Source organism: Methylorubrum sp. B1-46, assembly GCF_021117295.1.
Lineage (GTDB): Bacteria > Pseudomonadota > Alphaproteobacteria > Rhizobiales > Beijerinckiaceae > Methylobacterium.
The window spans coordinates 4325682-4351562 of record NZ_CP088247.1 but is presented as its reverse complement, the minus strand read 5'-3'; the positions used below and the strand labels follow the sequence as shown (position 1 = coordinate 4351562).

General features: G+C 69.4%; 26 protein-coding genes. 10 read left to right on the top strand and 16 right to left on the bottom strand.

All coding sequences use genetic code 11. From position 1 onward, the window contains the following. Positions 1-172: 172 nt before the first annotated feature. From LPC10_RS20310 to LPC10_RS20300, 3 genes are read right to left on the bottom strand one after another with little or no spacing between them, the layout of a single operon-like run. Entirely contained in the window at positions 173-1102 is a 930-nt protein-coding gene (locus LPC10_RS20310) for a hypothetical protein (protein WP_231344064.1), read from the bottom strand. Positions 1103-1113: 11 nt separating this feature from the next. Then, the gene (locus LPC10_RS20305) at positions 1114-2094 is read right to left on the bottom strand and encodes an SPFH domain-containing protein (RefSeq protein WP_231344063.1); all 981 of its coding nucleotides are present in this window, start codon (positions 2092-2094) and stop codon (positions 1114-1116) included. Position 2095: 1 nt separating this feature from the next. Continuing rightward, positions 2096-2845, bottom strand: a complete 750-nt coding sequence (locus LPC10_RS20300; RefSeq protein WP_231344062.1) for an NUDIX domain-containing protein — start codon at positions 2843-2845, stop codon at positions 2096-2098. 230 nt (positions 2846-3075) lie between these two features. Between LPC10_RS20300 and LPC10_RS20295 the strand changes: the two genes are divergently transcribed. After that, positions 3076-3699 (top strand): PepSY domain-containing protein, encoded by a 624-nt coding sequence (locus tag LPC10_RS20295; protein WP_231344061.1) that lies wholly within the window; start codon positions 3076-3078, stop codon positions 3697-3699. A 224-nt stretch (positions 3700-3923) separates the two neighbouring features. Here LPC10_RS20295 and LPC10_RS20290 read toward each other — a convergent pair whose 3' ends face one another. Beyond that, positions 3924-4190, bottom strand: coding sequence for a hypothetical protein (locus LPC10_RS20290; protein ID WP_231344060.1), 267 nt, complete (start codon positions 4188-4190; stop codon positions 3924-3926). 502 nt (positions 4191-4692) lie between these two features. Between LPC10_RS20290 and LPC10_RS20285 the strand changes: the two genes are divergently transcribed. Together LPC10_RS20285 and LPC10_RS20280 are read left to right on the top strand one after the other, a co-directional pair. Continuing rightward, positions 4693-5961: an arsenic transporter gene (locus tag LPC10_RS20285; protein ID WP_231344059.1), complete on the top strand. Its 1269-nt coding sequence runs from the start codon at positions 4693-4695 to the stop codon at positions 5959-5961. A 54-nt stretch (positions 5962-6015) separates the two neighbouring features. Then, positions 6016-6954, top strand: coding sequence for a DMT family transporter (locus LPC10_RS20280; protein WP_231344058.1), 939 nt, complete (start codon positions 6016-6018; stop codon positions 6952-6954). A 457-nt stretch (positions 6955-7411) separates the two neighbouring features. Here the strand turns inward: LPC10_RS20280 and LPC10_RS20275 are convergent, their stop codons facing one another. The 6 genes from LPC10_RS20275 to LPC10_RS20250 all read right to left on the bottom strand — a co-directional run bounded on the left by LPC10_RS20275 (position 7412) and on the right by LPC10_RS20250 (position 11317). Continuing rightward, entirely contained in the window at positions 7412-7582 is a 171-nt protein-coding gene (locus LPC10_RS20275) for a hypothetical protein (protein ID WP_231344057.1), read from the bottom strand. 78 nt (positions 7583-7660) lie between these two features. Continuing rightward, positions 7661-7891 (bottom strand): hypothetical protein, encoded by a 231-nt coding sequence (locus LPC10_RS20270; RefSeq protein ID WP_231344056.1) that lies wholly within the window; start codon positions 7889-7891, stop codon positions 7661-7663. A 196-nt stretch (positions 7892-8087) separates the two neighbouring features. Further along, positions 8088-8816, bottom strand: a complete 729-nt coding sequence (locus tag LPC10_RS20265) for an amino acid ABC transporter ATP-binding protein (protein ID WP_231347103.1) — start codon at positions 8814-8816, stop codon at positions 8088-8090. An 81-nt stretch (positions 8817-8897) separates the two neighbouring features. Further along, on the bottom strand, positions 8898-9590 hold the full coding sequence (locus LPC10_RS20260; RefSeq protein ID WP_231344055.1) for an amino acid ABC transporter permease: 693 nt from the start codon (positions 9588-9590) through the stop codon (positions 8898-8900). After that, a complete protein-coding gene (locus LPC10_RS20255; protein WP_231344053.1) occupies positions 9590-10312 on the bottom strand; it encodes an amino acid ABC transporter permease in 723 nt (240 codons plus the stop codon). The genes LPC10_RS20260 and LPC10_RS20255 overlap by 1 nt, the downstream gene beginning before the upstream one ends. 63 nt (positions 10313-10375) lie before the next feature. After that, complete coding sequence (locus LPC10_RS20250; RefSeq protein ID WP_231344052.1) at positions 10376-11317, bottom strand: amino acid ABC transporter substrate-binding protein; 942 nt, start codon at positions 11315-11317, stop codon at positions 10376-10378. Between the two features lie 464 nt (positions 11318-11781). Between LPC10_RS20250 and LPC10_RS20245 the strand changes: the two genes are divergently transcribed. Both LPC10_RS20245 and LPC10_RS20240 read left to right on the top strand, forming a co-directional pair. Beyond that, positions 11782-13314 (top strand): alginate export family protein, encoded by a 1533-nt coding sequence (locus tag LPC10_RS20245; protein WP_231347102.1) that lies wholly within the window; start codon positions 11782-11784, stop codon positions 13312-13314. Positions 13315-13494: 180 nt separating this feature from the next. After that, on the top strand, positions 13495-15267 hold the full coding sequence (locus LPC10_RS20240; RefSeq protein ID WP_231344051.1) for an aspartate ammonia-lyase: 1773 nt from the start codon (positions 13495-13497) through the stop codon (positions 15265-15267). Between the two features lie 16 nt (positions 15268-15283). Here the strand turns inward: LPC10_RS20240 and LPC10_RS20235 are convergent, their stop codons facing one another. The 3 genes from LPC10_RS20235 to LPC10_RS20225 all read right to left on the bottom strand — a co-directional run bounded on the left by LPC10_RS20235 (position 15284) and on the right by LPC10_RS20225 (position 18468). Beyond that, complete coding sequence (locus tag LPC10_RS20235) at positions 15284-16345, bottom strand: SDR family oxidoreductase (protein ID WP_231344050.1); 1062 nt, start codon at positions 16343-16345, stop codon at positions 15284-15286. Positions 16346-16504: 159 nt separating this feature from the next. Next, on the bottom strand, positions 16505-17896 hold the full coding sequence (locus LPC10_RS20230) for a GntP family permease (RefSeq protein ID WP_231344049.1): 1392 nt from the start codon (positions 17894-17896) through the stop codon (positions 16505-16507). An 80-nt stretch (positions 17897-17976) separates the two neighbouring features. Beyond that, positions 17977-18468 carry a GNAT family N-acetyltransferase gene (locus LPC10_RS20225; RefSeq protein ID WP_166060547.1) on the bottom strand — a complete coding sequence of 164 codons (492 nt, stop codon included), beginning with the start codon at positions 18466-18468 and terminating at the stop codon, positions 17977-17979. A gap of 277 nt (positions 18469-18745) precedes the next feature. Between LPC10_RS20225 and LPC10_RS20220 the strand changes: the two genes are divergently transcribed. Then, the gene (locus tag LPC10_RS20220; protein ID WP_231344048.1) at positions 18746-19282 is read left to right on the top strand and encodes an Ig-like domain-containing protein; all 537 of its coding nucleotides are present in this window, start codon (positions 18746-18748) and stop codon (positions 19280-19282) included. An 18-nt stretch (positions 19283-19300) separates the two neighbouring features. Here LPC10_RS20220 and LPC10_RS20215 read toward each other — a convergent pair whose 3' ends face one another. Further along, positions 19301-20149, bottom strand: a complete 849-nt coding sequence (locus LPC10_RS20215; protein WP_231344047.1) for a DUF3750 domain-containing protein — start codon at positions 20147-20149, stop codon at positions 19301-19303. Between the two features lie 288 nt (positions 20150-20437). On the opposite strand from LPC10_RS20215, the gene LPC10_RS20210 reads away from it, so the two are divergent. Then, positions 20438-22603 (top strand): TonB-dependent receptor, encoded by a 2166-nt coding sequence (locus LPC10_RS20210; RefSeq protein ID WP_231347101.1) that lies wholly within the window; start codon positions 20438-20440, stop codon positions 22601-22603. A 73-nt stretch (positions 22604-22676) separates the two neighbouring features. Here LPC10_RS20210 and LPC10_RS20205 read toward each other — a convergent pair whose 3' ends face one another. Further along, positions 22677-23141, bottom strand: a complete 465-nt coding sequence (locus tag LPC10_RS20205; RefSeq protein WP_231344046.1) for a hypothetical protein — start codon at positions 23139-23141, stop codon at positions 22677-22679. 73 nt (positions 23142-23214) lie between these two features. Continuing rightward, entirely contained in the window at positions 23215-23721 is a 507-nt protein-coding gene (locus tag LPC10_RS20200) for a peptide deformylase (RefSeq protein ID WP_231347100.1), read from the bottom strand. Between the two features lie 391 nt (positions 23722-24112). On the opposite strand from LPC10_RS20200, the gene LPC10_RS20195 reads away from it, so the two are divergent. The 3 genes from LPC10_RS20195 to LPC10_RS20185 all read left to right on the top strand — a co-directional run bounded on the left by LPC10_RS20195 (position 24113) and on the right by LPC10_RS20185 (position 25879). Next, a complete protein-coding gene (locus tag LPC10_RS20195; protein ID WP_231347099.1) occupies positions 24113-24370 on the top strand; it encodes a hypothetical protein in 258 nt (85 codons plus the stop codon). Between the two features lie 699 nt (positions 24371-25069). Then, entirely contained in the window at positions 25070-25279 is a 210-nt protein-coding gene (locus tag LPC10_RS20190; protein ID WP_108941692.1) for a cold-shock protein, read from the top strand. A 219-nt stretch (positions 25280-25498) separates the two neighbouring features. Next, entirely contained in the window at positions 25499-25879 is a 381-nt protein-coding gene (locus tag LPC10_RS20185) for a DUF6481 family protein (protein ID WP_231344044.1), read from the top strand. The last annotated feature ends 2 nt before the right edge of the window (positions 25880-25881 follow it).

Here is a 25881-nt window from a genome sequence, read left to right as displayed (position 1 = left end):
CGGTCACCCGCCCCATGATCGGCACCCCATGATTGCCACCCTTGGCGGTTTTACGACAGGATCGCGCCCAACGAATGATCGTGGAAAGGCAATCCGCCCGGATGTCCCGCACGCCTTCCCTATACGGGATGGCCGGCCGAGAAACCGGTCTTCGTTGTTCCGGCGACGCAGCTCACCCGGTCACGAGGTGCAGGGCCCGCTCGGCCGGCGCGATCCGCACCTGCCGGCCCCAGCCGAACCCCAGAAAGTCCTGCTCGATCCCATCGGCGAAGACCACGCCGCCCTCGTTCATCCGCGAGGTGACGTGCAGCGGCGTGTCGGTGATCTTGCCGGCCCGCAGCCGCGTGGCGGTGGTGACGCTGGGGAACGGCTCGCGCACCCAGTAGCCCACCGCCCGCTCGTCGGGAGCGAGCGACAGGTCGAGCCCGGTCGCCTCACGGATCGAGCGGGCCCAGCCGGTGGCGCCGGTGCCGGAGGCGACGATGAGCCCACTGGAGGATTGCTCCTCGCCCGCCTCCGCACCCGCCTCCTTGCCCTCTTCCTTGCCCTCTTGACCGGCCTCGATCCGGTAGCGGGCGGATTGGTGGCTGCGGTGGCCCACGAAGATCTCGTTGAGGGCGAACAGGCGCTCGGTCCCGTCGATCACCGCCTCGACCATGGTGCGTCGCTCGACGGCCACATCACCCGCGACGCTCGCCGGCAGCAGCCGGGAGAGCCGCTCGACGGGGTTGCGGACCAGCACGCCGTCATAGAGGTCGGGCGCCGGGTTCACGCCGATCACCGGCTGCGCGCCGAGATACTTCGCGACGTTGGCGATCAGCCCGTCCTGCCCGACGGCGACGACGACGTCGTCGGGGCCGAACAGGAAGCGGTCGAGATCGGTCCGCCGCACCTGGGCCTGGCGCCACTCCCCCGGCACCGCGGCGCGTGCCCGTGCCAGGGCCGCGTGGAAACGCTCGTGGCGCGCCTCGACCGCGGCGAGCCCCTGGCCGCGGCTCTCCAGGAAGAAGCGGGCCTGTCCCCTGGTGGCGTGCCGGGCGATCAGGAGCTCGTAATCGGTCTCGCGGGTGACGAAGACCGCCCGCGGAGTGAGCGCGGCCATGGGCTCCTCCCTCAGCGCGCCGGGAGGCCGGGCGATCGGCGGACCTCGCCGAGCAGGCTGGCCAGCAGGTCCGGGGTGACGTTGACGTGCTCGATCGTGTCGAGCTTGCCCGCCAGTGCCTGGGCGGCGAGGCCGAGCAGGGTGCCCGGCGCCACGTCGCGGTAGATCGCGACCCGCGCCCGCTCGGCCTCGGCCCGCGCGCCCTCGACCATGCGGATGCGCTCGGCCACCGCGCCAGCCTCGATCCCTTCCGCCTCGGCCCGTCCTTGCGCCCGGTTGCGGGCGTTCTGCGCTTCCTCGGCGATCAGCAGGCTCTCGCGCCGGGCGAGTTCGGTCCGGGTGGCGAGTTCGTTCTCGGCGATGGCGCGTTCCTTCTCCACGGCCAGCGCCCGGCGGGCGAAGGTGGCCTCGTCGGCCTTCTGCTGCAGCGCCTCGTAGGTCGGCGTCTGCAGTGCACGCTCCAGCTCGCTCGACGGGGCGAGGTTGGTGAGCCGCACCGAGACCACGGCGACGCCGATCTCGGCCAGCGACGGCTCGGCGGCGAGCGCCGCCTGCAATTGCCCGCGCAAGGATTCCGGCCCGGCATCGAGCAGCGCACGCACCGGCGCCTGTCCCAGAAACTGCAGCACGGTCTGGTTGGCGAGCCCGGCGATGCGCGCCTCGATCCGCTCGACCGGCTCGCCCTGGAGGCGGCCGGTGCGCAGGTCGAGGGAGAAGTCGATCCGGCTCGCGAGCCGCTCGGGATCGGCGACGTGCCAGCCGATGCTGCCCTGGACCGCCACGGTCTGGAAATCGCCGCTGCGGCCGCGCACGAACAGCGTCATCTCGCGGTCGTCCATCGGCAGTTCGCTGATGCTCGCGGTCTCCGGGCGGAACCAGAAGACGAGGCCGCGCCCGCTCTGGCGCGGGCGGCCGTTGCGGTAGCGGACCACGTAATGGCTGGCCTCGCTCCGAAGCTGAGAGAGAACGCCGAAGCGGCGGATCGTGGCCATGTCAGTCTCCTTTCGAGAGCGTTTGCGAGGGGAGAGGACGGAAGCGGTACAGCTCGGCCGGGCGGTAGGAGGTGCCCGTCTCGAATTGGCCGGTGGGTTCGAGCCAGCCGCGGTCGAGCATGCGGCGGCGGAAGGCGGGCTTGTTGAGGCGCGTGCCCAGGATCGCCTCGTGCACGTCCTGAAGCTGGCGCAGAGTGAACAGCTCCGGCAGCAGCCTGAAGCCGACCTCCGAATAATCGAGCTTGCCCCTGAGCCGCCGCAGGGCGAGGGCGACGATCTCGGCGTGGTCGAAGGCGAGTGTGAGCGCCGCGCCGTCGGCCGCACGGACCGTCATGGATCCCTCATCCGACGCCGTGACCGTGCCGGGATGCAGAGCCGGGGCGCGCGCCAGCGCCTCGGCGAGGGCCGCCTCGGTCAGGAGCGCGAGATGGGCGACCGTGACGATGCGCATGCGCGGATCCCGCTCGACGGCGCCGAAGGTGTAGAGCTGCTCCAGATGCGCCCGCGCCCCGCCCGCCTTCTCCACCAGGACGCGGGCGGCGGCGTCATCCAGCGCCTCGTCGATCCCGACGAAGCCGCCGGGCAGCGCGTGGCGCCCCGCATGCGGGTGGCGGTCGCGCCGCAGCAGCAGGATGACGGGACGGCCGCCGGAGAGCCCCAGCAGAACCAGATCGACGGCGACGGCGGGCCGCGCGTAATCGGCGGGATCGTAGCGCGCCAGGAAGGCGGCCTCGGACTCGACGGGACCCATAAATGCGCTCTCGATGAACCTTATACTCGATATGCGAATTAGTTATTTTTATAACGGATATATGTCAAGGCCGGCCAAGACCGCCGACTGCATCGGGTCCGGCCACGGGCCTTCGATGGCGTGCAGGAGCGGCAGTACCAGCAGGCTTCGAACGTCATGACGCGCCGCAACCAAGCGGCGGCTTGGACCGTTCAGTGGACCGCAACCAACCCCGAGAACGGGAACCCGCCATGACGACGAAGACGAATCTCCTGCGCCTCACCGCCGCCACCGGCCTCCTTGCCCTGATGACGGGGATGGCCACGGCTCAGAACCCGGACCTGACCAAGAACCCGGAGAACACCGGCCGTGCGCCGAGCGCGACGGAGGCCACCAAGTCCAACAGCGACCTCAAGGAGTGGCAGGTCGCCAAGTCGGCCAAGATCGGCCTCGCCCAGGCCATCGCCACTGCCGAGGGCAAGGCCGAGGGTGAGGAGAAGGGCGGCAAGGCGATCGACGCCGATTTCGAGAAGGCCGACAGCAAGAACCCGGCGCGCTACGCGATCAAGGTCGTGTATCCGAGCGGCAAGCTCGTCGAGCACGGCGTCAACGCCGACACGGGCGAACTCTTCAAGAGTGAGAACCAGCCGATCGAGCGCTACTTCACCCGGCTGAAGGCGAGCGACTTCCAGAATGCCAAGGTCTCGCTGAAGGAGGCGATTGCGCTCGCCGAGGCCAAGGCGCCCGGCAGCAAGGCCTACGAGGCCGAGGTGGAGCGCGAGGGCAACGCGGTCGAGTACGAGATCAAGCTCGCGCTCACCGACCGCGAGCAGGAGGTCAAGGTCGGCCTGGACGGCACGGTGAAGAACGACTGATCCCGAAGGAGCGATCGCAGGGACGATCGATCCCGCCCGACCCGCTCCTCACGGAGACAGGTCGGCGCATCGGACATCGCGAAGGGGCATTCGGGAACCGCGCGGAACCCGGATGCCCCTTTGCCGTCCGGTGAACCCCACTGAGAGACCGTTCTTCGTGTCTCTCACAAGACTCTCGCTGCGCTGTCCTCGCCAGAGCGAGAACGGTCCGTGAGCGGGAGCTCTTATCGGGCCTCGTGGCCCTTGCCCTGGGCGCCGGGTGAGGCGCCGGAGCCGGCATCGTTGGGCCCCGTGCTGTTGGCCGTGCCGGATCGGCTCTTGTCGCCGGAGGTGGGGCCGCTTCCGGCCGCTCCGGGCGAGGCTCCAGAACCGGCATCGTTAGCCCCCGTGCTGTCGGCGGTGCCGGAGCGGCTGGTGCCCGAACCTTCGGCGGCGATGGCGGCGGGCGTGAGCAGGAGGGCGCTGGCGAGCGCAAGGGTCAGGGCCTTCATGGCGGATCTCCTCAGGTTCCGGGCGTGATGAACCCTCGGGAAACCGGCGCTCCCGGACGCTGTTCCGCCCTGCCCGCTTCATCGCATTCCGGCACATCGACCGCATACCGGCGCGTCGCGACTCGGCCCCGAAGCCTCGTGAGGCTTGGAAAAATGCGCTCGTCCAATCCTCGCCTGCCGCGGCTCGCAGAAGAATCGCGTCGTTGTGATGGATTAATCCGGAACGGCGAGGCACGAGGAAACTTGAGCGGCGACTGCTTGCGGCACCGCCATGGAAGCAGCCGCGGGCCGGTATCGATACGGAAGCGATCGGGAGACAAGGCCTGGGAGGGGCCACGCGCGAGCCCGCTCGAATGTCTCTCACGAAACGCCCGCCGCGCTGTCCTCGCCAGAGCGAGAACGGCCGGTGACCGGGCGTGTTGTGAGGCACTCTGAACCGCCTCGATGGCGCCCTCCGCGCCGAACCCTGTGACTCACTCCGCCAGAAGGAAGCCCGACGCCGATGGGTGCGCTCATCCAGAACCCGAATGCGGCGACCTGGGGCATCGCCGCGCTCGCGACCCTCGGCGTGATCCTGCGCCCCTTCTCCTGGCCGGAGGCGGTCTGGGCGGTGGCCGGCGCGGCGCTCCTCGTCCTCCTCGGCCTGATCCCCTGGCAGGCCGCCCTGGAGGGCGCGGCCAAGGGCACGGACGTCTACCTCTTCCTCGTCGGGATGATGCTGCTCTCCGAGATCGCCCGGAAGGAGGGGCTGTTCGACTGGCTCGCCGCCCACGCGGTGCGGGCCGCGAAGGGTTCGGCGACGCGGCTGTTCCTGCTCGTCTACGTCGTCGGCACGCTGGTCACGGTCTTCCTCTCGAACGATGCCTGCGCGGTGGTGCTGACGCCGGCCGTCTTCGCCGCAACCCGGGCCGCCGGCGTGAAGCAGCCCCTGCCCTACCTGTTCATCTGCGCCTTCATCGCCAACGCGGCGAGCTTCGTGCTGCCGATCTCGAATCCGGCCAACCTCGTCGTCTTCGCCGAGCACATGCCGCCGCTCGGGCAATGGCTCGCGACCTTCACCCTGCCCTCCTTCCTCGCGATCGTGGCGACCTACATCGTCCTGCGCCTGACCCAGAACGCGCGGCTGAAGGCCGAGACGGTGGCGACCCGGATCGACACGCCGGCCCTCGGGCGCGGCGGCGCGGTCGCGGGCCTCGGCATCGTCGCCACCGGTGCGGCCCTGATCGGCGCCTCGGCCGCCGGGCTGGAACTCGGCCTGCCGACCTTTGTCGCCGGGCTTGCCACCACCCTCGTCGTGCTCGCGATCAACCGGGGCGGGCTGGTCGCAGTGGCCAAGGACGTGTCCTGGGGCGTGCTGCCGCTGGTCGCCGGGCTGTTCATCCTGGTCGAGGCCCTGGAGACGACCGGCCTGCTCGCGCGGCTGGCCGACGCCCTCGGCCGGGCCGCGCAGGGCGATCCGGCCGCCGCAGCCTGGGCCGGCGGCGCCCTCGTCGCCTTCGGCTCGAACCTCGTGAACAACCTGCCGGCGGGCCTGCTGGCCGGCGCTGCGGTGCAGGCGGCCCACGTCCCGGAGACGGTCGCGGGAGCGATCCTGATCGGCATCGATCTCGGACCGAACCTCTCGGTCACGGGCTCGCTCGCGACCATCCTCTGGCTCACCGCGATCCGCCGCGAGGGCGAAGACGTCTCGGCCTGGGCGTTCCTGAAGCTCGGCGTCCTCGTCATGCCCCCGGCGCTCGCCCTCGCGCTGGCCGCGCTGATCCTCGCCTGATCTCCCCTCGCCTGCCCCTTCGCCTGCCCCTTCGCCGATCCGGAGGCCGCCCCCGTGAGTGCCGCCCTTCTCTACCCCTTCATCCTCCTCGCGGGCGCCCTCCAGGCACTCGGCAATTCCATGAACGCGCAGTTGCGCGGGCAGCTCGTCAATCCGTTCCTGGCGGCCTCCGTCTCCTTCCTGCCGATCGTGTTCGTCTTCGCGACGCTGTTCCTCGTGATGCCGACGCCGCTGCCGGGCCTCGACACGCTCGCAGGCATGCCGTGGTACGCGCCGCTCGGCGGGCTCGCCGGCGCGGTCGCGGTGTTCGGCGGCCTCGCCTTCGTCGACAAGGTCGGCGCCGGCCCCTTCAACGGGCTGACCCTGACCGCCAACATCCTGACCTCGCTGGCGATGGATTCGCTGGGCCTGTTCGGGATGCCGGGCGGCGGGTTCAAGCCGCTGCCCTGGCTCGGCGGCCTGCTCATGGCCGTCGGCGTGACGTTCATCGCCCGCGTCACCCCCGACAAGGGGTCGGAATCGGGTGAGACCGAGACGGGCCACGGTCTCAATCCGAGGCTGCTCTACCCCTTCATCGTCGTGGCGGGCGCGCTGCAGGCGATCGGCGTGGCCTGGAACGCGCAGCTCCGCGGGGCCCTGGTCAATCCGTGGCTCGCGGCCCTGGTCTCGTTCCTTCCGGTGGTGTTCGTGTTCGTGCTGGTCTTCCTGCTGCGGCCGAAGCCGCTGCCGCAGCGGACCGACCTGGAAGGGGTGCGCTGGTGGATGCCGCTGGCCGGCCTCACCGGGGCCGTGGCCGTGTTCGCCGGCCTGCTGTTCGTCGACAAGGTCGGCGCGGGCGCCTTCAACGGCCTGCTCATCACCGCCAACCTGCTGACCTCGGTGGCGCTGGACCATTTCGGCTGGGTCGGCATGAAGCGGGTGCGGGCCGGCGCGTCGCGGCTCGGCGGAGCCGCGCTGATGGTGGCCGGCATCCTCCTCATCTCGCTGTTCTGACGCGGCGCGGGGAGCCGGGTCACGGCGATCCGCATTGCGCGTCACCCCGCCCCTTCGCCGGAGGGCCTCTTGCTCCGTGTGATGGCCGTAGCGTCCCTCGACCATCGGGCGGATCGAACGCAGCGGCGCCAACCGATTTCGGACGCATCATCCGGCAGACCTGGGACGCCGTGCGGCGCTGCCCGGCCCCGAACCCAACCGGTCATGCGAAGGTGGCAGAGCCGCCCCCCGCCCTCTTGCCTCGCTCCCTTGCCTCGCTCTCCTGCCCTGATCTCTTGCAAAGCGCGCGGCCCCAAAGCGCCTTCGTCGCGTCCCCGCCAGCAAGCACACGATAATTTGATCAACGGATTCGATCGGATCCAATGCCCGTCAGCACCCCATTTTTGAACAAGTATTTACTTGAGAAGATTTACGCACTATCGGGTCGCATTGAACAGACTTGCTTGGCCCATTAGCCTCACAGCCTGATCGAATACGCACCAAACAGGGAAGGACGATGCCGACCAACGACGCTGATGCCATCGCTGAGGTTGCCGCACTGTGTGCAGCCGCCCGTGCGAAGCTTCCGGCATCGGGCTTCCGCCGGCTCCACGTCCTGCTCGACATGATCCTGATCGACCTCGGTCACGCGGCTCCGCCCCCGACAGAGGCGGCATCGGATCTCCGGCCGGATGCGATGATGTCCGAGGATCGCCCTTGATCGATCTCAGCCGTCGTCGATCTGGCAGACGAGGCGGATCGTCATGACGCTGTCGCCGTCGCCGTTGCGGACGGTCAGAACCAGCGTGCAATCCTGGCTGTCCTCGGCCTCCGCGGCCATCAGGGTCGTCATCACCCGCAGAGCCTCGCGGCGCAGGGCAAGCGGGTACTGGATCTCGCGACCCACCTCGTCCTTCAGATCCGTGCCGTCGTTGATGTCGAAATAGTAACGCGGCATCCGAGACAAGCTGCGTGAAGAAACCGTCCCATCTCGATCAAACTCGAGACCGGCCCCGCGGCGAATCCTCCGAACCCGGCCCGGACGCCCCCCACATCGGTGCAACGTGCAGGAAACAGGCCGGTTTCAGCGGCACAAGCGGTGAGCATACAGCCGGAACGTGCCGCCGGGGAGAGCCGAAGACCGCAAATCCGCGTCAATGCGCGAGGATCTTCGAGAGGAACTGCTGAGCCCGCTCGCTGCGAGGCCGGTCGAAGAAGATGTCCTTGGCGACATCCTCGACGATTTCGCCGCGATCCATGAACACCACCCGGTCGGCCACCTTGCGGGCAAATCCCATCTCGTGGGTCACGACCATCATGGTCATGCCGTCGCGGGCCAGTTCCACCATCACGTCGAGCACCTCGCCGACCATCTCGGGGTCGAGGGCCGAGGTCGGCTCGTCGAACAGCATCACCACCGGGTCCATGGCGAGCGCCCGGGCGATCGCCACCCGCTGCTGCTGCCCGCCCGAGAGCTGACCCGGATGCTTCTGCGCATGCGCCGAGAGGCCGACGCGGGCCAGCAGATCGAGGCCGCGCTTGGTTGCCGCCTCCCGCGATCGCCCGAGCACCTTGCGCGGGGCCAACGTCAGGTTGTCGATGACACTCAGATGCGGGAACAGTTCGAAATGCTGGAACACCATGCCGACCCGCGCGCGCAGCCGCGGCAGGTTGGTGGCCCTGTCCCGTACCCGCGTGCCGTCGACGGTGATCTGCCCCTCCTGGAACGGCTCCAGGGCGTTGACGCATTTCAGCAGCGTCGACTTCCCCGAGCCCGAGGGGCCGCAGACCACCACCACCTCGCCCCGGTTCACCGCGGTGGAGCAGTCGGTGAGGACGCGGACCTCGCCGTACCACTTCGACACCGCCTCGATGGCGATCATCGGCCCGCCCGCGATGGCCGGCTGCGGGGCAGAACTTATGGGAGCAGAGGTCATGGGCCCGTCCTCATCGCGTTTGCCCTCTCACCGGACGATCGCCGTGCGGGCCTGGAGCCGGCGCACGAGCAGCGAGGCCGCGAAGCAGACGGCGAAGTAGACGAGCGCGGCGAACAGGTACATCTCCACGAGACGCCCGTCGCGCTGCGCGACCTTGGAGGCAGCGCCCAGGAAATCGGTCAGCGAGAGCACGTAGACGAGCGACGTATCCTGGAACAGCACGATCGTCTGGGTCAGCAGCAGCGGCACCATGTTGCGGAAGGCCTGGGGCAGCACCACGCGCCGCATCGTCTGCGCGTAGTTCATGCCGAGCGCCTGGGCCGCCGCGCTCTGCCCCTTCGGGATCGACTGGATGCCCGCCCGCACGATCTCGGAGAAGTAGGCCGCCTCGAACAGGGTGAAGGTGACGAGCGCGGAGGCAAACGCCCCGACCTGGATCGGCGTGTCCGAACCCGTCGCCCAGGCACCGAGATAGGGCACGAGGAAGTAGAACCAGAAGATCACCAGCACGAGCGGCAGGGCCCGCATCAGCTCGACATAGAGCTTGGCCGCATGCGTCAGGCCCGGCACGCCCGAGAGCCGCATCAGCGCGAGCGCCGTGCCGAGCACGATGCCGCCGCTCGCCGCGAGCGCGGTCAGCGTCAGGGTAAACACCATGCCCTCGGCGAAGAGGTAGAGCAGCGCGTCGACGATGACGGAGAAGTCGAACTGCCCGAACATCAGCGCCCTCCCGGCACGGCCAGGCGCCGCTCCAGCAGCGTCGCGCCCGCGATCACCACGAGGTTGAGGGCGACGTAAAGCAGGGTCGCGGCGGTGAAGGCCTCGAACACGTGGAACGAGAATTCCTGCATCGAGCGGGCCCGCGCCGTGAGTTCGAGCAGGCCGATGGTGAGCGCCACCGAGGTGTTCTTGAGGTTGTTGAGGAATTCCGAGGTGAGCGGCGGCAGGAGGATCCGGTAGGCGTTGGGCAGCAGCACGGCGCGGTAGGTCTGCGCCCGCGTGAGGCCGAGCGCGAGGCCCGCCTGCGCCTGCCCCCGCGGCAGGGCGAGGAGGCCCGCCCGCACCTGCTCGGCCACCCGCGCGGCGGTGAAGAAGCCCAGGCACAGGACCGCCGTGTAGAACGGCGCGTCCGGCATCTGCTTGACAGCGGCGCCCAGATGCGCGGGCAGGAGTTCCGGCAGCACGAAGTACCAGAGGAACATCTGCACCAGCAGCGGGACGTTGCGGAATCCCTCGACATAGGCGGCACCGACCGCGTTGGCGGTGCGCGAGGGCAGCGTGCGCATCACGCCGATCACCGAGCCGAGGGTGAAGGCGATCACCCACGAGGCCAGCGCGGTGGCGACCGTCCAGGCCAGCCCCGAGAGGAGCATGTCGGCATAGGTGCCGGCGCCCTCGGGCGACGGCTCCAGGAAGATGCCCCAGTTCCAGTTGTAGTTCATCGAGCGCCAGCCATCGGGGAGCTCATCGTCGAAAGGCCGCTCATCCGTTGCGGGCCGCCGCGCTCAGTAGGCCGCCGGATCGGCGCTGTCGCTCGGATTGGCGAAGGCCTTCCGCATCGGCTCGCTCATCGGGAGCTTCAGGTTGATGCCCCGCGGCGGGATGGCTTGCGTGAACCACGTGTCGTAGAGCGCCTTCCCCTCCGGGCTCTTGTAGAGGGCGGCGGTCGCCGCATCGACCACGGCCTTGAAGGGGGCGTCGTCCTTGCGCAGCATGATGCCGTAGGGCTCGGGCTGCGACTGAGCCTCCGACGAGATCGTGTAGGCCTCAGGCGACTTCGAGCCGGCGACGAGGGCGGCGAGCAGCACGTCATCCATCACGAAGGCGTCGGCGCGGCCGGTCTCCATCATCAGGAAGGCCTCGGCGTGGTCCTTGGCCGGCAGGATCCGCATGCCGAGGCCGCGGGCCGCGTTGATCTCGTTGATCTGGCGGATGTTCGTGGTGCCCGAGGTCGAGACCACGGTCCGGCCCTTGAGGTCGTCGGTCTTGTCGAGCCCCTTCTCCTTCTTCGCGACGAAGCGCGTCGCGGTGAGGAAGTGGGTGTTGGTGAAGGCGGCCTGTTTCTGCCGGTCGGCGTTGTTGGTGGTCGAGCCGCATTCGAGGTCGATCGTCCCGTTGGCGATCAGGGGAATGCGGGTCGCGGAGGTGACGGGGTTGAGCCGCACGTCCAACTTGTCGAGCTTGAGATGGGTTTTGACCGCGTCGGCGACCTTCAGACAGATCTCGTAGGCGTAGCCCACCGGCTTCTGGTTGCCGTCGAGATAGGAGAACGGCACCGAGGCGTCGCGGTAGCCGATGGTGAGGGCACCGGTATCCTTCACCTTCTTCAGCGTCCCGGTGAGGCTCGGGCCCGCAGGATCCTGGTCCGCGGGATTCTGGGCGCGCGCCGGCGAACAGGCGGTCGCGGCGACGAGAGCACTGAGCAGGAGCGCGGCCTTGAGGCGCATGGGCGGACCTTCCGAACACGTGCGTGACGCGCCGCGGCCCGGCGGGCGGCGGCGGCGGCGGCGGCCCCATAGTGAGGCGGGGACACCGGCTTGTCATCCGTCTGCGGCCATCATCCCCGTGCACGGTGCGATTGCAGGGCGTGATCGCGCCGACCCCACGAGAAGCACATCCGGCTTTAATCCCGAAAAATCCAAGTACTTTCGAGCTTTTGTCCCAGACGTTGCAGACGGGGGACAAAGCGAACGCGCATGGCAGCGGTGAAATTTCGCACCTTAAATCACTGATTTCACTCTGATTTACGCGTCGACTGCCATGTGGAAAAGCAGACCCCAACGGATACTCCGGCACAGCGTGGCGCCGACAAAATGCATCGCTCGAAGAGCCAGTCCTTGCGCTGGTATACCAGACTAGGTGATTTCTCATCCCTCACGGACAAACTCTGCGAAAGAACAGGAGCGGCATGGTGAAGCAATCGGTTCTGTGCGCGTCGTTGCTTGCCGGCGTCTCCGTCCCCCTCCTCGTCGGCCCGGCACTCGCCCAGAGCGGCCCCCTCGCCGGCCTTCGGGACACGCCGCCGCTGGCCGCAGCGGATGTCGTCGGCGTCCCGGCACAGGCGGCGCCTCGGACGAAGCCGTCCGGGCCGTACTTCGCCGCCGCGCCGGCCCAGCCGCCGAATTTCCTCTACCGGGCGCTCGGCGAGCCGGAGAACTGGCGCATCAGCGGCTCGTTCCGGCCGCGGGTGGAGGGCATCGCCAACCAGTTCCGTCCGGTGCCGACGTTCGCGGCCAACGACATCCTGAACTCGTATCTCACGACCCTGCACGTGGAGTACGGGATCAAGGGCCCGGTGCGCCTCGGCGTCGAGCTGTTCGACAGCCGCGGCTATTTCCAGCAGCGCAACTCCTCCGCCTTCACCACGGAGATCAACGCCCTCGAACCGGGCCAGGCCTATCTGAACTTCGACACGGGCGATCTCGGCGGCGAGGGCTCGAAGAGCAGCCTGACGGTCGGCCGCTTCACCAAGAACATCGGCTCGCGCCGCCTCGTCTCGCGCCAGCAGTTCCGCAACACCATCAACGCCTATACCGGCCTGACCTATGACTGGCAGGGCGCGAACCGGGACAAGTTCACCGCCCTGTGGGTGATGCCGCACACCCGCCTGCCCGACGACGTCAACGGCATCCTCGACAACGGCATCGAGTTCGACCGCGAGAGCCTGAACCTGCAGCTCTTCGGCGCCTCCTACACCTTCGCCGACATCCTCGGCGGCACGTTCGAGCTCTACGGCTACGGCCTCTACGAGCAGGATTCGGGCACCGGCCTGCGCTCGGTCCAGACCCGGGACCGACGCCTGTTCACCCCCGGCCTGCGTTTCGCCCGCCGACCCCAGGTCGGCGCGTTCGACTACGATTTCGAGGGAATCTACCAGACCGGACTTGCCCGCGAGACTGCGGCCGCCTCCGACCAGCGCGACCTCACGGTCTCAGCCTACTTCGTCCATGCCGAGGTCGGCTACACCTTCGAGCACGCCTGGAAGCCGCGGCTGTCGCTGCACTACGATCAAGCCAGCGGCGACCGGAACAACGACGGCAAGTTCACCCGCTTCGACACGCTGTTCGGGGCCCGGCGCTTCGAGTACGGCCCGACCGGCCTCTACGGCCCGGTGCAGCGCGCCAACCTGATCTCGCCCTCGATCCGCGCCGAGATCACCCCGAGCAAGGTGTGGGACGCCTTCATCGCCTACCGCCCGCTCTGGCTGGAGAGCGCCACCGACACCTTCGCCGCGACCCTGATCCGCGACCGCACCGGCCGCTCCGGCACCTTCGCCGGCCACCAGATCGAGGGCCGCCTGCGCTACTGGATCATTCCCAACGAGATGATCCTCGATACCGGCCTCGCCTATCTCGCCAAGGGTGACTTCCTGCGCAACGCCCCCAACGCGCCGGATACGGGCGACACCTTCTACGGCTACCTCAACACGACGCTGTTCTTCTGACCTCTCCCGCGGGCTTCGCGCCGTCCGCACGAAGGCTGACGGCGCGGAGCGCCTGATACGTCAACCGGACCGCGATCGGTTGACAGCCCGGCACGTGACCCTCTGAACACCGACCCGACGGTCACCGGCCGCCCGAATCGACGATTCGGCCGGACCGTCCGACGCATCGGGGAGACTTCCGTGGCGAAGACGGCATCCGACACCAAGGCCTGGCGCTCCGCCAAATCCGTCAAGAATGCGGTTGGAGGCAAGGATGCGGTCGGAGGCAAGGCTGCCGCCGGCCGGAAGGGGGCGGGCAAGACGACCAAGGGTGCAGCCGGGAAGGCCGAGATCACGGGCGGCACGGGGAAGAAGGCGGTCAAGGCCGCGAAGGCTCAGACGAGGGCCGCGGCCCTCGCGGCGGCCGAGCGGGCCGCCCGCCCCGACGCGCTCGGCACGACGGCGCGAGCCGCCGCGGAGAAGCCGCTCCAGGAGGAGGATCTCGCCGTCGCCACCGTGCGCAAGGTGGCGATGGAGGGGGCGAAGACGCGCTCGGAACACGACCTGCTGGGCGACGGCGAGGTGCCGGCCGACGCCCTGTGGGGCATCCATACCAAGCGCGCGGTGGCGAATTTCCCGGTCACCGGCGTGCCGGTCGGCCATTACCCGGATTTCGTGCGGGCGCTCGCCCTGGTGAAGCAGGCGGCCGCACGGGCCAACCACCGGCTCGGCACCTTGCCGAAGGAGAAGGCGGCGATCATCGACGAGGCCTGCACCCTCGTCGCGACCGACCCGGCCTACGGCGAATCCTTCGTCGTCGACGCGATCCAGGGCGGGGCCGGCACCTCGACCAACATGAACGCCAACGAGGTGATCGCCAATGTCGGCTTGCGCTTGATGGGCCGGGCGCCGGGCGACTACGCCGCGCTGCATCCCAACGACGACGTCAACATGGCGCAGTCCACCAACGACGCCTACCCGACGGCTCTGCGGCTCGCGGTAATCTTCGCCACGCAGCCACTGGTCAAGGCGCTCGACGACCTCGCCTACGCCTTCAAGAGCAAGGCGGTGGAGTTCGCCGACGTGCTGAAGATGGGCCGGACCCAGCTTCAGGACGCGGTGCCGATGACGCTCGGCCAGGAGTTCGACGGCTTCCACGCCACGATCAAGGAGGACGTGGCGCGGCTGAACGAGATCGTCGGCCTGTTCCGCGAGGTGAATCTCGGCGCCACCGCAATCGGCACCGGCCTCAACGCCGACCCGCGCTACGCCGCGCTCGCCGTGGAGGAGTTGTCGCGGCTCGCCGGCCAGCCGATGGTGCTCGCCTCCAACCTGATCGAGGCGACCTCGGATCTCGGCGCCTTCGTGCTGTTCTCCGGCACGCTGAAGCGCGTCGCGGTGAAGCTGTCCAAGATCTGCAACGACCTGCGCCTGCTCTCGTCCGGTCCCCGCACCGGCCTCGGCGAGATCCGGTTGCCCGCCGTGCAGGCCGGCTCCTCGATCATGCCGGGCAAGGTCAACCCGGTGATCCCAGAGGTGGTCAATCAGGTGGCCTACATGGTGATCGGCCACGACCTCACGGTGACGCTCTGCGCCGAGGGCGGCCAGCTCCAGCTCAACGCCTTCGAGCCGACCATCGGCTACTGCGTGCTGAGCTCGCTCCGGATGCTGACGGCGGCGATCGACACCCTGACCAAGCGCTGCGTCGAGGGCATCGAGGCCGACCGCGAGCGCTGCCGCAGCCTGGTCCAGGGCTCGATCGGCCTCGTCACCGCGCTCGCGCCGACGCTGGGCTACGAGGCCAGTTCCCGCATCGCCCGCCGCGCGCTGAAGGAGAACCGCGCGGTGGCGGATCTGGTGCTGGAGGAGGGCCTTCTGACGGAGGCCCAGCTCAACGAGCTTCTCGAACTCGAAGCGATGACCCACCCGACCCGGCGGCAGAAGGCCGGGCAGAGGGCCGGGACGGTGGGGTGATCCTTCGCCGGTCCGTTCAGGGAATGACCCGCTCGGCCCGCAGCCGGGCGAACAGGTCGAAGAAGGCGTCGTCCGAGGGCTGGTAGTCGAGGAAGCCGAGGCGCCGGCTCTTGCTCATGTCGGTGACGACCTCGATCGGGCGGCCGAGATCGGCATCGGTGTGCCAGGCGGAAGCCAGCCGGTTCAGGTCGGGTTCGATCAGGCCGTGGCGCGCCGCGATCTCCGCCCAGAGCGGGGCAGCGCCCGCCAACTGGTGCTCGAGCGGGTTGCTTTCGCCGTCGAAGGGCGCCGGCTCGACCCCGAACCACTGGGCGAGCCGCCCCCACATCCATTGCCAGCGGAAGACGTCGCCGTTGACGACGTTGAAGGCCTCGTTCTGCGCCGCCTCCGTCAGCGCGGCCCATTCGAGATGGCGGGCGAGCAGCCGCGCGTCGGTGACGTCAGTGAGCCCGTTCCACTGCGCCGCCGAGCCGGGGAAGCGGAAGGGGCGCCCTGTCTCGCGGCAGAGCGAGGCGTAGACGGCGAGCGTCACGCCCATGTTCATGGCGTTGCCCAGCGCGTAGCCGACGATGGTGTGCGGGCGGTGCACGCTCCAGGTGAAGCCGTCGCGCGCAGCGGCCGCGAACACCGCATCCTCCTGCGCGTAGTAGAAATTCTCGATGTCGAGGCGCGGCAGGTCCTCGCGGAACGGGGTCGGCGGCAGGCTGCCCTTCCCGTAGGCCTCGAACGGCCCGAGATAGTGCTTGAGGCCCGTCACCAGCGCCACGTGGCGCACGCTGGCCGCCGGGCGAAGCGCGTCGAGGAGGTTCGCGACCATGGCCGCGTTGACGCGGATGTTCTCGGCCTCGGTGGGCTGGCGCAGCCAGGTGGTGATGAAGACGTGGCTCGGCGCATGGCCCTCCAGCGCGCGGGCCAAAGCCGCCGGGTCGAGCAGGTCGGCGGCGATCGGCGTCACCCCGGCGATGTCGGGTGGGCGCCGGGCGAGGCCCTCGACCGTCCACCCCCGCGCCACGAGGTGCCGGGCGAGGTTGTTGCCGACGATCCCGCCGACGCCCGCGATCAGTGCCGTTCCCGTCATACTCGTCCCCGGTCCCGTATCTGCCCGGCGCGTGGTCGGGCGTTCGTCCCGAACGACGCCGGGGCCGTCCCCTTCCGCTGGCAATCCGGCGGCGGCCCGCCTTTGTTCCGAGCGCGCGTCCGAGCCCACTCCTTCCGCCGGACGCTCTCGCGGGCGGCGTCAGACCAGACCGGTCGCGTAGTAGACGCCGATCACGACGAACACGGCCACGGTCTTGATGATCGTGATCGCGAAAATGTCGCCATAGGACTGGCGGTGGGTGAGCCCGGTGACGGCGAGCAGGGTGATCACCGCGCCGTTATGCGGCAGGGTGTCCATGCCGCCGCTCGCCATCGAGGCGACGCGGTGCATCACTTCGAGCGGGATGCCGGCCGCCTGCGCCGCCTCGACGAAGCGACCGGACAGGGCGCCAAGCGCGATCGAGAGCCCGCCCGAGGCCGAGCCGGTGACGCCGGCCAGCACGTTGACCGTCACCGCTTCGTTGATCAGCGGGTTCGGGATCGCCGAGAGCGCATCCGAGATCACCTTGAAGCCGGGCAGCGCGGCGATGACCGCGCCGAAGCCGTACTCGGTGGCGGTGTTCATGCCAGCGAGCAGCGAGCCGGCCACCGCCGCCTTCGAGCCCTCGGAGAAGCGGTCCGCGAGGTTGCGGAAGCCGAGGATCACGGTGGCGAGGATGCCCAGCAACAGCGCACCCTGCACCGCCCAGATCGCCGCGACCGTCTTGACCTGGACCGTGACCGGATGGGCCGCCATCTCCGGCGTCAGCGCCGCGCTCGCCTGCTCGCCGTAGGAGGCGGTGATCCAGGCGAGCAGCAGCTTGTTGCCGATTCCGACGATGAGGAGCGGCAGGATCGCCACCATGGGATGGATGACGACTTTGTCCTCGACCGCCTGCGGCTCGTTGGTGTGGCCCTCGCCGTAACCCTCGTCCCCGGCGGAGCGGCGGCGCCATTCGAGATAGGCGACGCCGACGCCGAACACGAAGAGCGCGCCGATGATGCCGAGCCAGGGAGCGGCGTAGGCGTCGGTCTTGAAGAAGGAAGCCGGGATGATGTTCTGGATCTGCGGCGTGCCCGGCAGGGTATCCATGGTGAAGGTGAAGGCGCCGAGCGCGATCGTGCCGGGGATCAGGCGCTTCGGGATGTTGGAGCGGCGAAACAGCTCGGCGGCGAAGGGATAGACCGCGAACACCGCCACGAACAGCGAGACGCCGCCATAGGTGAGGATGGCGCCGACCAGCACGATGGCGACGATCGCCCTGCCCTCGCCCAGGAGCCCGGTGACGGCGCCGACGATGGAGCGGGCAAAGCCTGAGATCTCGATGAGCTTGCCGAACACGGCGCCGAGCAGGAAGACCGGGAAGTACAGCTTCAGGAAGCCGACGAGCTTCTCCATGAACAGCCCGGAGAAGAGGGTCGGCACAGCCGACGGGTCGGTGAGCAGCACCGCGCCCATGGCGGCGACCGGCGCGAACAGGATCACCGAGAAGCCGCGATAGGCGATCCCCATCAGGAAGAAGAGCGCCGCGAGGCAGATCAGGAAGCTCAAGGTCCGCGCCCTCCCCGCACCTCCCGCGGTGCGCGGGGATCAATCTGTCCCAAGCGCGGCCGTGTTCAATGGAGGCGGGGTTACAGGCTCCGGTGCATCACCAGCGCGTCGACCGGCCCGTGCCGGGGATGGCGGAAGACGCCGGGCAGGCGGCCGACCTCCCTGAGGCCGAGGCTCGTCCAGAGGGCGACGGCGGGGGCGTTGGTGGCGACGACGAGGTTGAACTGCATCGCGGAAAAGCCCAGCGCCCGCGCGGCCTCGAAGGAGTGCAGGCCCATGGCGCGGGCCACGCCCCGACCGCGCGCCGCCGGATGCGTGGCGTAGGTGCCGTTGGCGACATGGTCGCCGGCCCCGAGCTGGTTGGCGCGGATGTAGGAGCTGCCGAGCACCGCGCCCGCCTCTTCCGCGACGAAGACGTGGTGGGCCGGCGCGAACCAGTAGGCGAGCGCCCGCTCCCGGTCCCAGTCCCGCGGCAGGGCATAGGTCTCGCCCTCGCGCAGGATCGGCTCCAGGATCGACCAGATCGCGTCGTGGTCGTGGTTCTGCGCCGGGCGGATCAGGAGGTCGGTCATCGCGCGTCGGGATGGGCCCCAGTGGCCGGGAACGGTCCCGGTGCTGGTAGCACGAATCGCGCGCGGCCGGATCTTCCGGCGTAGACGCCCGTCCCATTCGGACGTCTCACGGCTCGCGCGGAGACGAAACGCCTCTCAAGATACGGAAACGTCTCGAAAAATTCGCCTCCCGCCCCCATCCTCGCCCGGCGTTGACGGCAGGATTTTTCGGACTTGAGAGTTGCGCGACGGTCGCGCCGCGCGGCCGCCCGACAACTCGTCCGAGGGAGCGAACGCGATGCATCGCAGATCGACGATCCTGACCGCGGCCTTTCCTGCCGCTCTTAGCACCGCCCTTGCCACCGCACTGTCGCTAGCTCCCCTCCTTCCGGCTGCCGCCCGCGCGATGCCGATGGGCGGCAGCTTCACCGGCCGCGTCGAGAGTCAGGCGCCGCAGGTGCTCGGCCCGAACGAGGTCAAGCTCCAGCAGACCGCCTCCGGGCTCAATACCGGCCCCGGCACCCCGCTCGACGGCGCCCGGGTGCAGTGGGTCGAGACCGTCACGCTCAAGAACGGCCAGGGACCGGTGGAGGGCACCATCACCTTCACGACCCCCGGCGGCTCGACCTCGAGCCTCTACCGGGGCACGGTCACGACCGACGCCCAGGGTCGCGTCACGGCGACGGGGACCTACCGGGACAGCGCGGCCACCGGCGAGTTCGCCGGCGTGAAGGGCAAGGGCACCTTCTCCCTCGCCTACAGCTCGAAGACCGAATTCTCCGGCCAGTGGCAGGGCGAGGTGAGGCTGCCGGGCCAGAAGTCATCGAAGCGCTGAGCCTCCCCCTTGAAACCGCTAGCCGGAGACCGAATCGGTCGCCGGACGGCGCTCCGGTCGCGCGGTCGTCGGCGCCGCCCTGTCGGCATCGCCGCCGGGGATCAGCGCGATGCGGCCCCAGCCCGGCAGCTTCAGGGCCGGGCGGCGCCAGTCGAGACCCGCCACCGCGCCGAGCAGGTTGAGTTCCAGCCCATCGACCCAGCCGACGGTGAGGCCGACATAGCCCCGCCACGACAAGCGCAGGCCGGTGCCGCTCGGGGTGCGCTCGGCGAAGCGGCCCGGCGGCGTCCAGTCCTTGCCGAGCGCGGTGGGCGGCAGCGGCACGTCGTTGTCGGGGATGCGCGCAACGACGTGGGCGGCAAAGGTGTTCGAGTTCGGCCCCGGCCACGCTTGGTACGAGCCCTGGCTGCGGTAGGGATAGTCCGCCACCGCCGCGCGGATCCGGGGAATCGCCCGCGCCGCGGCCTCGCCGTCGAGCCCGAGCACGATCTCGGGCGCGTTGCCGAACCAGCGCCCGTCCGGGGCGTAGGCGTCGGTGCGCACGGGCGTGCCCCAGCCGACCACGTCGTAGCGGGTGTAGCGGGGCGCGCCCGCTTCCTTGATCACCACCCAACTGTGATGGGCGAAGATGCCCCGCCAGCGCCCGACCCGGGCGGCGTAGACCCGCACCATCGCCTCCGGCACGGCGGCGGCCGGCGGCAGCAGGCCGGCGCTCGACCAATCCGCCGTCGACCAAGTGTCCGCACGTCCCCCTTTCGCATTCCACCACAGGGCGTGGGTCGCGAGCGGAACGAGGAAGAGAAGGACGAGGACGGCGAGAGCGAGGAGGAGGAAGCGGAGGGCAGGCAGAAGCACGTCGGCAGGCATCGGGTTCCAGAAGACGACAGATCCCGACAGGCGGCACGCTCTTCCGGGAGCCCCCATGTCAGATCCGGCCCAGCCCCATACAAGCGCCCGCGACGTCGTGAACTGGAACGGGGTGCGCGCGCCGTGCAGCAGCGCACGGGACGCCGGATGATGCGGACCGGCCACACCCCGCCTCCGTGACCAATCCTGCGGCGGATAGGCCTTGCAACATTGTAACATTCCGCAGATGAAACATTGTAACGTGACAAGGCTGGATCGACGGGAATGCGACGCGGACGCTCGGGACGGATGCTGCTGGCGGCGGGAGCGGTGCTGACGGTTGCGCCCGGCACCATCGCCGCGGCCCAGGCGCAGGCGACGGCCACCCTGGAGGAGATCAGCGTCACCTCGGTGAGCCCGGTCCAGGCCCGGCCCACCCCGGCGGCGGTGCCCTCCGCTGCGCCGTTCGCGCGGGCGGCCGAGGTGCTGCCGGTGGCGACCAACACCTTCTCGCCGGTCACCGTGGTGCCGCAGGACCGGATCGCCCGTGACCAACCGCGCACGCTCGGCGACGCGCTGTTCGACCGGCCCGGTGTCTCGGCCTCGACCTACGCGCCGGGGGCGGCCTCACGCCCGATCATCCGCGGCCTCGACCAGGCCCGAGTGCGCATCCAGGAGAACGGCATCGTTAACGGCGGCGTGTCGGATCTCGGCGAGGACCATGCGGTGCCGGTCAACCCGCTCAATGCCGGCCGGATCGAGGTGATCCGCGGCCCCGCGACGCTGCGCTACGGCTCGGGCGCGATCGGCGGCGTGGTCTCGGCCGAGAACAATCAGGTGCCGACCTTCATCCCGGCGCGCGGCGTCACGGGACAGGTCACGACCGGCTACACCACCGTCGACAACGGCCGGCTCGGGGCGGCCAGCGTCGATGCGGGCGCGGATGGCATCGCGGTCCACGCCGACGGCTTCGCGACCGCGACCGATTCTTACGCGATCCCCGGCGGCATCCAGCGCAATTCGGCCACCGAGACGCAGGGCGGCTCGGTCGGTATCTCGGCGATCGGCGACCGCGGCTTCCTCGGCATCTCCTACAGCCACTTCAACGCGCTCTACCAGATCCCCGGCGGCGAGGCGGCGGAGTCGCGCACCCGGCTGACGCCGAACCAGGACCGGGTGCTCGCCCGCGGCGAGTACCGGCCGCTCGACGGTCCGTTCGAGGTTCTGCGCTTCTGGGCCGGGGCGTCGGTCTACCGCCACGAGGAGATCGGCATCGGACACGATCACCACGACCACGGGGAGGATCACGATCACGACCATGGCGGTGGGGCCGAGGGCGTGCAGGCGATCTTCAAGAACCGCGAGGTCGAGGCCCGCTTCGAGGCGCAGCACGTGCCGGTCGAGACCGGCTTCGGCACGCTCACCGGCGCGGCCGGCGTTCAGGCGAGCCGGCGGGTGCTCAACACGCAGCTCGAAGCCTTCCTGCCGCCAACCGAGTCGCGGGTGCTCGCCGGCTACCTGTTCGAGGAACTGGCCGTCGGCGGGGGCCTGCGCTTCCAGGCAGCGGGACGCATCGAGGGCGACCGGCTCAACAGCATCGCCACGCAGTTTCCGCCGAGCTACCTGCCGGCGGATGGAGACCCTTTCAGCTACGCCCGGACCCGCCGCTTCGCGCCCAAAAGCGCGAGCTTCGGAGCGCTGCAGGATCTGCCCTACGGCTTCGTGGCAAGCCTCAACGGCTCCTACGTCGAGCGCGCGCCGACGAGCTACGAGCTGTTCTCGCAGGGGCCGCACCACGCCTCCGCGACCTTCGAGATCGGCGACCCAACCCTGCGGCTGGAGCGCGCGCGCACGGTGGAGCTGAGCCTGCGCCGGGGCATCGGGCCGCTGCGTCTCGACGCGACCGGCTACGTCACGCGCTACACCGGCTTCATCTACCGGCGCGACACCGGCAACCGCTGCGACGACGACTTCGCCTCCTGCGGCTCCGGCGACGAGTTGCGCCAAGTCGTCTACTCGCAGGCCAATGCCAGCTTTTACGGCGCCGAGATCGCCGCCCAGCTCGATCTCCTGCCCGTCGGCGACGGCTGGGCGGGACTCGAGGCGCAGTACGACTTCGTCCGCGCCCAGTTCGACAACGGCTCCTACGTCCCGCGCATCCCGCCGCACCGGCTCGGCGGCGGCGCCTTCGTGCGCGCCAACGGCTGGTTCGCGCGCATCAACCTGCTCCACGCCTTCGACCACACCGAGATCGCCCCGTTCGAGACGACGACGCCGGGCTGGAACGACCTGCGGGCAGAACTCGCCTACACCCAGATCCTCGACCCGACGGTCTACGGCGCCACCGAGGTGACGCTCGGGCTGCAAGGCCGCAACCTGCTCGACGACGACATCCGCAACTCGGCCTCGTTCAAGAAGGACGAGATCCTGCTGCCGGGCCGCAACCTGCGCCTGTTCCTGACGGCGCGGTTCTGACGCGCCGCCCCCGAACCTGGAGCATCGTCCCGAAAGCCGGCGGCCGCCTTTCGGGACGATGCCCTCGGCAAACCTACTTGCCGCGGGCCGGCTTTCCCGCCGGCCGCTCGGGCGGCGTGACGGCGCCCGCCACCGTCCAGTGGCACACCGCCGTCCCCTTCAGGGTGAGGCAATCGTAGGCGCGGCCGTTGAGGGCGACGTGGTCGGCGAGCCCCAGGACCGCGGCGCGGTCGACGGGGCTGCAGCCGAGATCGGATTTCGGGTCGGTCGCGACCGCGAGCGCGGCGGCCCGGTCCTCCCCCGTGCTGCGCAGGAGGCTGCGCAGGTTGGCCAGCGAGGTGCAGCCGACCACGGCCGCGGGCCTCTGCGCCTCGGGCCTTGCCGTGCCCTTCGGATCGCCGGAGCGATTGCCGGAGGCCGTGCCCTGCGCCGCGGCGGACCCGGCAAGTCCGACGGCGCAGAGGCCCATGCCGGCGAGGATCGGGCCGGCGAGGATCAGGGCGGCGGACCGGGACAGGCGGAACGGCGGACGGGGCATCGGCGGCTCACGGACGAAGAACGCGGTCGAGGGCGCCACCCTAGCATGAAGCCCCTCGCATGACGGCCCGCCCTCACGGTTCCGTCCGCGCCCGCAGCTTGGCGTAGCGCTTGAGCGCCCGGTCGCGGCGCAGCCGGCTCAGCCGGTCGATCCAGAACAGGCCGTCGAGCTGGTCGATCTCGTGCTGCAGGCAGGCGGCGCGCAGGCCCTCGGCCTCCTCCTCCCGCTCGGCGCCGTCGAGGTCGCGGTAGCGCACCCGGATTCGGGCCGGCCGCTCCACCGGCTCGACCACGCCTGGCATCGAGACGCTCCCTTCCGGATGCGCGGCCCGCTCGGGCGAGGCGAAGACGACGACGGGATCGATGTAGACCGCGTGCGGCTCGTCCGGCTGCAGGCGGATCACCACCACCCGCTCCGGCTGCCCGATATGGATCGCGGTCAGTCCCATCGCCGAGACGGCTCCGAGGGTGTCGAGCACGTCCACCGCGAGCGCGCGCAGCGTCTCACTGGGGGCGGTGACCGGACCGGCGGCCGTGTGCAGGCGCGCATCGGGATAGAGGATCAGCGGGCGGACGGGCATGCAAGCGGATTCCGGAGCCTGAACCAGGACGGGCTGGACGATGGTCGCGCGGCCGAAGAGCCGGGGGCGGGACATGCGTCGGTCGAACCCCATACCAGAAGCCGGCCGGCTCGACGCTTCTTCGATGTTGCGCCGTGAGCGCGTGACCATGCGGGGCCGGAAGAGGATCTGCGACAGAGGATCGGCGGCACGCATCAGCCCGCCGGCCGCGCCAGCCTCTGCGTCGACCGCGACGCGGCCGAAAAGCAAAGATGGAGAAAACCCGCTTCCGCGGAGAGTTGCGCCGGTCGAGATCAGTCTATCCCAACAAATCGACGGGTTCCGACAATGCCGGAACCCAGGCATGGCCGGTGCATTAGACCTGAAATCCTTCAAGGAGCATGTTGGCATGATGAAGACCCTGACGACCCTTCTCGCCGGCACGGTCGCGGCGGCGACGATGGTCGCCGCGGTGCCGGCTTCCGCGCAGTCGATCACGATCGGCCCGAACGGTCCCGGCTTCGATCTCCGGTCGCGGGGCCAGCGCGAGCGCGATGACCGCCGCGAGATGCGCAGGCGCGACCGGGACGACTATTACCGTGAGCAGCGCTTCCGCGATCGCGACCGGTTCGACCGGGGTGGCTACAATCGCCGCGGCTACGATTACTGATCGGGAACCGTTCCCGCATCGCCTCGGAGCCCGCGGCGGTTGCTCACCGTGACAGCGCAGACTCCCAGGCGGACGTGACGAGAAGGGCCGGGAAACCGGCCCTTTTCTTATGGCTGCTTCACAGGAGCGTGAGCCCACGGACAATGTCAGGCGCAAGCGCCTTTGCAGGACGCGCGCTTGGCAGAAGGCACTCTTGGCAGAAAGCATTCTTGCCGAAACAGCGAAGCGCAGGGAAACCCGGAACGGCCGACGTGATCGTCATGCCGGGCGGGGCCACGCCCGCGGCCCTCGTCGACCGCACAGTCCAGATTCCAAGATCGAATCACTCGTATCGAGACCGATCCTAGCTGGCGCTCAACAAATGTTGTTCTCAAAACAATGTTAGACGACATGGAGAGGACATAAATCCTCAGCTCAGGACCCTACTCGTCCCGAATGGCCAAGTTTCTGCCACGAATTCCCACCTCGAACGGCGGGCTTTGTTCCGGTGAAACCTTTGCACCGCTTGCGAGGTTGCATCACCGAACCTAACTATGCCTTGTCGATCGGCGGCCGCCCCTGACGAGGCCTTCGATGCCTCCGGAAGGGACGCGGCACCGGCTTATTTCCTCGGTCGCTCTGACGAACGGGACGGCCTTTTCGGCCGAGCGCGGGACGCATTTCACACGGGGAGCCGCGGCGAGCGCAGGAGGAACCCGGATGCATACTGGTACCGTGAAGTGGTTCGATGAGATCAAGGGCTACGGGTTCATCCAGCCCGATACCGGCGGCAAGGACGTGTTCGTCCACATCTCCGCCGTCCAGCAGGCGGGCCTGCGCGGCCTGGTCGAGGGACAGAAGGTGACCTTCGACGTCGAGAACGACCGCCGCAGCGGCAAGCCGGCCGCGGTCAACCTGCAGGCCTCCTGAGGCTGGATCTTTCCGGATTCCCGCCCTAAATCTGCTTCCGTATCGCAACAGGCCCGAAAATGTTACCGGAGCCGCCCCGAACAGGGGCGACATCTGTTGCGTGTTGCGGCGCACTCGTGCATCGACTGCGCCGGTCTATTTTACCCAGCGCCGAATCCCGACCGCCCGGAAACAGGATTGATCCGGCCGTCGGTCGTGTCACCGTATGAGAAAGGTCATATGAGCGCATTCGACTTCAGGAACTTCGAAGACCGCCGTCAGAACTCCCAGGCCGCCAAGGCGGCATTGCTCGAGAAGTTCAAGGCCCGTCCGCCTCTGGACGATCCGGAGATGGTCGCCAAGGCCCAGGCCCGTGCCGAGGTCGCCCGCGCCCGCGACGAGCGCGCCCGCGAGCGTGAGCGCATCCGCATCGAGACCGAGCGCAAGGCTGCCGAGGAGAAGCGCCTGCGCGAGGAGGCGGAGCTCGCCGCCCAGCTCGCCCGTGAGGCGGCCGAGGCGGCTGCCCTCGCCGAGCGGAAGGCCACCGAGGCCGCGGAGAAGAAGGCGGCCCGCGACGCGCGCTACGCGGCCCGCAAGGCCAAGGTGAAGATCCGCCGCTGAGC

What these genes read in the sequence shown, in the direction of transcription:
- LPC10_RS20225 (WP_166060547.1), bottom strand. Translation starts at nt 18,468, where the DNA reads ATGACCGACCTCCTGATCCGCCCGGCGCAGAACCACGACCACGACGCG.
- LPC10_RS20260 (WP_231344055.1), bottom strand. Translation starts at nt 9,590, where the DNA reads ATGTTCGGGCAGTTCGACTTCTCCGTCATCGTCGACGCGCTGCTCTAC.
- LPC10_RS20265 (WP_231347103.1), bottom strand. Translation starts at nt 8,816, where the DNA reads ATGATCGCCATCGAGGCGGTGTCGAAGTGGTACGGCGAGGTCCGCGTC.
- LPC10_RS20210 (WP_231347101.1), top strand. Translation starts at nt 20,438, where the DNA reads ATGCTGCTGGCGGCGGGAGCGGTGCTGACGGTTGCGCCCGGCACCATC.
- LPC10_RS20285 (WP_231344059.1), top strand. Translation starts at nt 4,693, where the DNA reads ATGGGTGCGCTCATCCAGAACCCGAATGCGGCGACCTGGGGCATCGCC.
- LPC10_RS20215 (WP_231344047.1), bottom strand. Translation starts at nt 20,149, where the DNA reads ATGCCTGCCGACGTGCTTCTGCCTGCCCTCCGCTTCCTCCTCCTCGCT.
- LPC10_RS20200 (WP_231347100.1), bottom strand. Translation starts at nt 23,721, where the DNA reads ATGCCCGTCCGCCCGCTGATCCTCTATCCCGATGCGCGCCTGCACACG.
- LPC10_RS20305 (WP_231344063.1), bottom strand. Translation starts at nt 2,094, where the DNA reads ATGGCCACGATCCGCCGCTTCGGCGTTCTCTCTCAGCTTCGGAGCGAG.
- LPC10_RS20185 (WP_231344044.1), top strand. Translation starts at nt 25,499, where the DNA reads ATGAGCGCATTCGACTTCAGGAACTTCGAAGACCGCCGTCAGAACTCC.
- LPC10_RS20310 (WP_231344064.1), bottom strand. Translation starts at nt 1,102, where the DNA reads ATGGCCGCGCTCACTCCGCGGGCGGTCTTCGTCACCCGCGAGACCGAT.
- LPC10_RS20270 (WP_231344056.1), bottom strand. Translation starts at nt 7,891, where the DNA reads ATGCCGCGTTACTATTTCGACATCAACGACGGCACGGATCTGAAGGAC.
- LPC10_RS20205 (WP_231344046.1), bottom strand. Translation starts at nt 23,141, where the DNA reads ATGCCCCGTCCGCCGTTCCGCCTGTCCCGGTCCGCCGCCCTGATCCTC.
- LPC10_RS20295 (WP_231344061.1), top strand. Translation starts at nt 3,076, where the DNA reads ATGACGACGAAGACGAATCTCCTGCGCCTCACCGCCGCCACCGGCCTC.
- LPC10_RS20255 (WP_231344053.1), bottom strand. Translation starts at nt 10,312, where the DNA reads ATGAACTACAACTGGAACTGGGGCATCTTCCTGGAGCCGTCGCCCGAG.
- LPC10_RS20235 (WP_231344050.1), bottom strand. Translation starts at nt 16,345, where the DNA reads ATGACGGGAACGGCACTGATCGCGGGCGTCGGCGGGATCGTCGGCAAC.
- LPC10_RS20290 (WP_231344060.1), bottom strand. Translation starts at nt 4,190, where the DNA reads ATGAAGGCCCTGACCCTTGCGCTCGCCAGCGCCCTCCTGCTCACGCCC.
- LPC10_RS20300 (WP_231344062.1), bottom strand. Translation starts at nt 2,845, where the DNA reads ATGGGTCCCGTCGAGTCCGAGGCCGCCTTCCTGGCGCGCTACGATCCC.
- LPC10_RS20190 (WP_108941692.1), top strand. Translation starts at nt 25,070, where the DNA reads ATGCATACTGGTACCGTGAAGTGGTTCGATGAGATCAAGGGCTACGGG.
- LPC10_RS20195 (WP_231347099.1), top strand. Translation starts at nt 24,113, where the DNA reads ATGAAGACCCTGACGACCCTTCTCGCCGGCACGGTCGCGGCGGCGACG.
- LPC10_RS20250 (WP_231344052.1), bottom strand. Translation starts at nt 11,317, where the DNA reads ATGCGCCTCAAGGCCGCGCTCCTGCTCAGTGCTCTCGTCGCCGCGACC.
- LPC10_RS20220 (WP_231344048.1), top strand. Translation starts at nt 18,746, where the DNA reads ATGCATCGCAGATCGACGATCCTGACCGCGGCCTTTCCTGCCGCTCTT.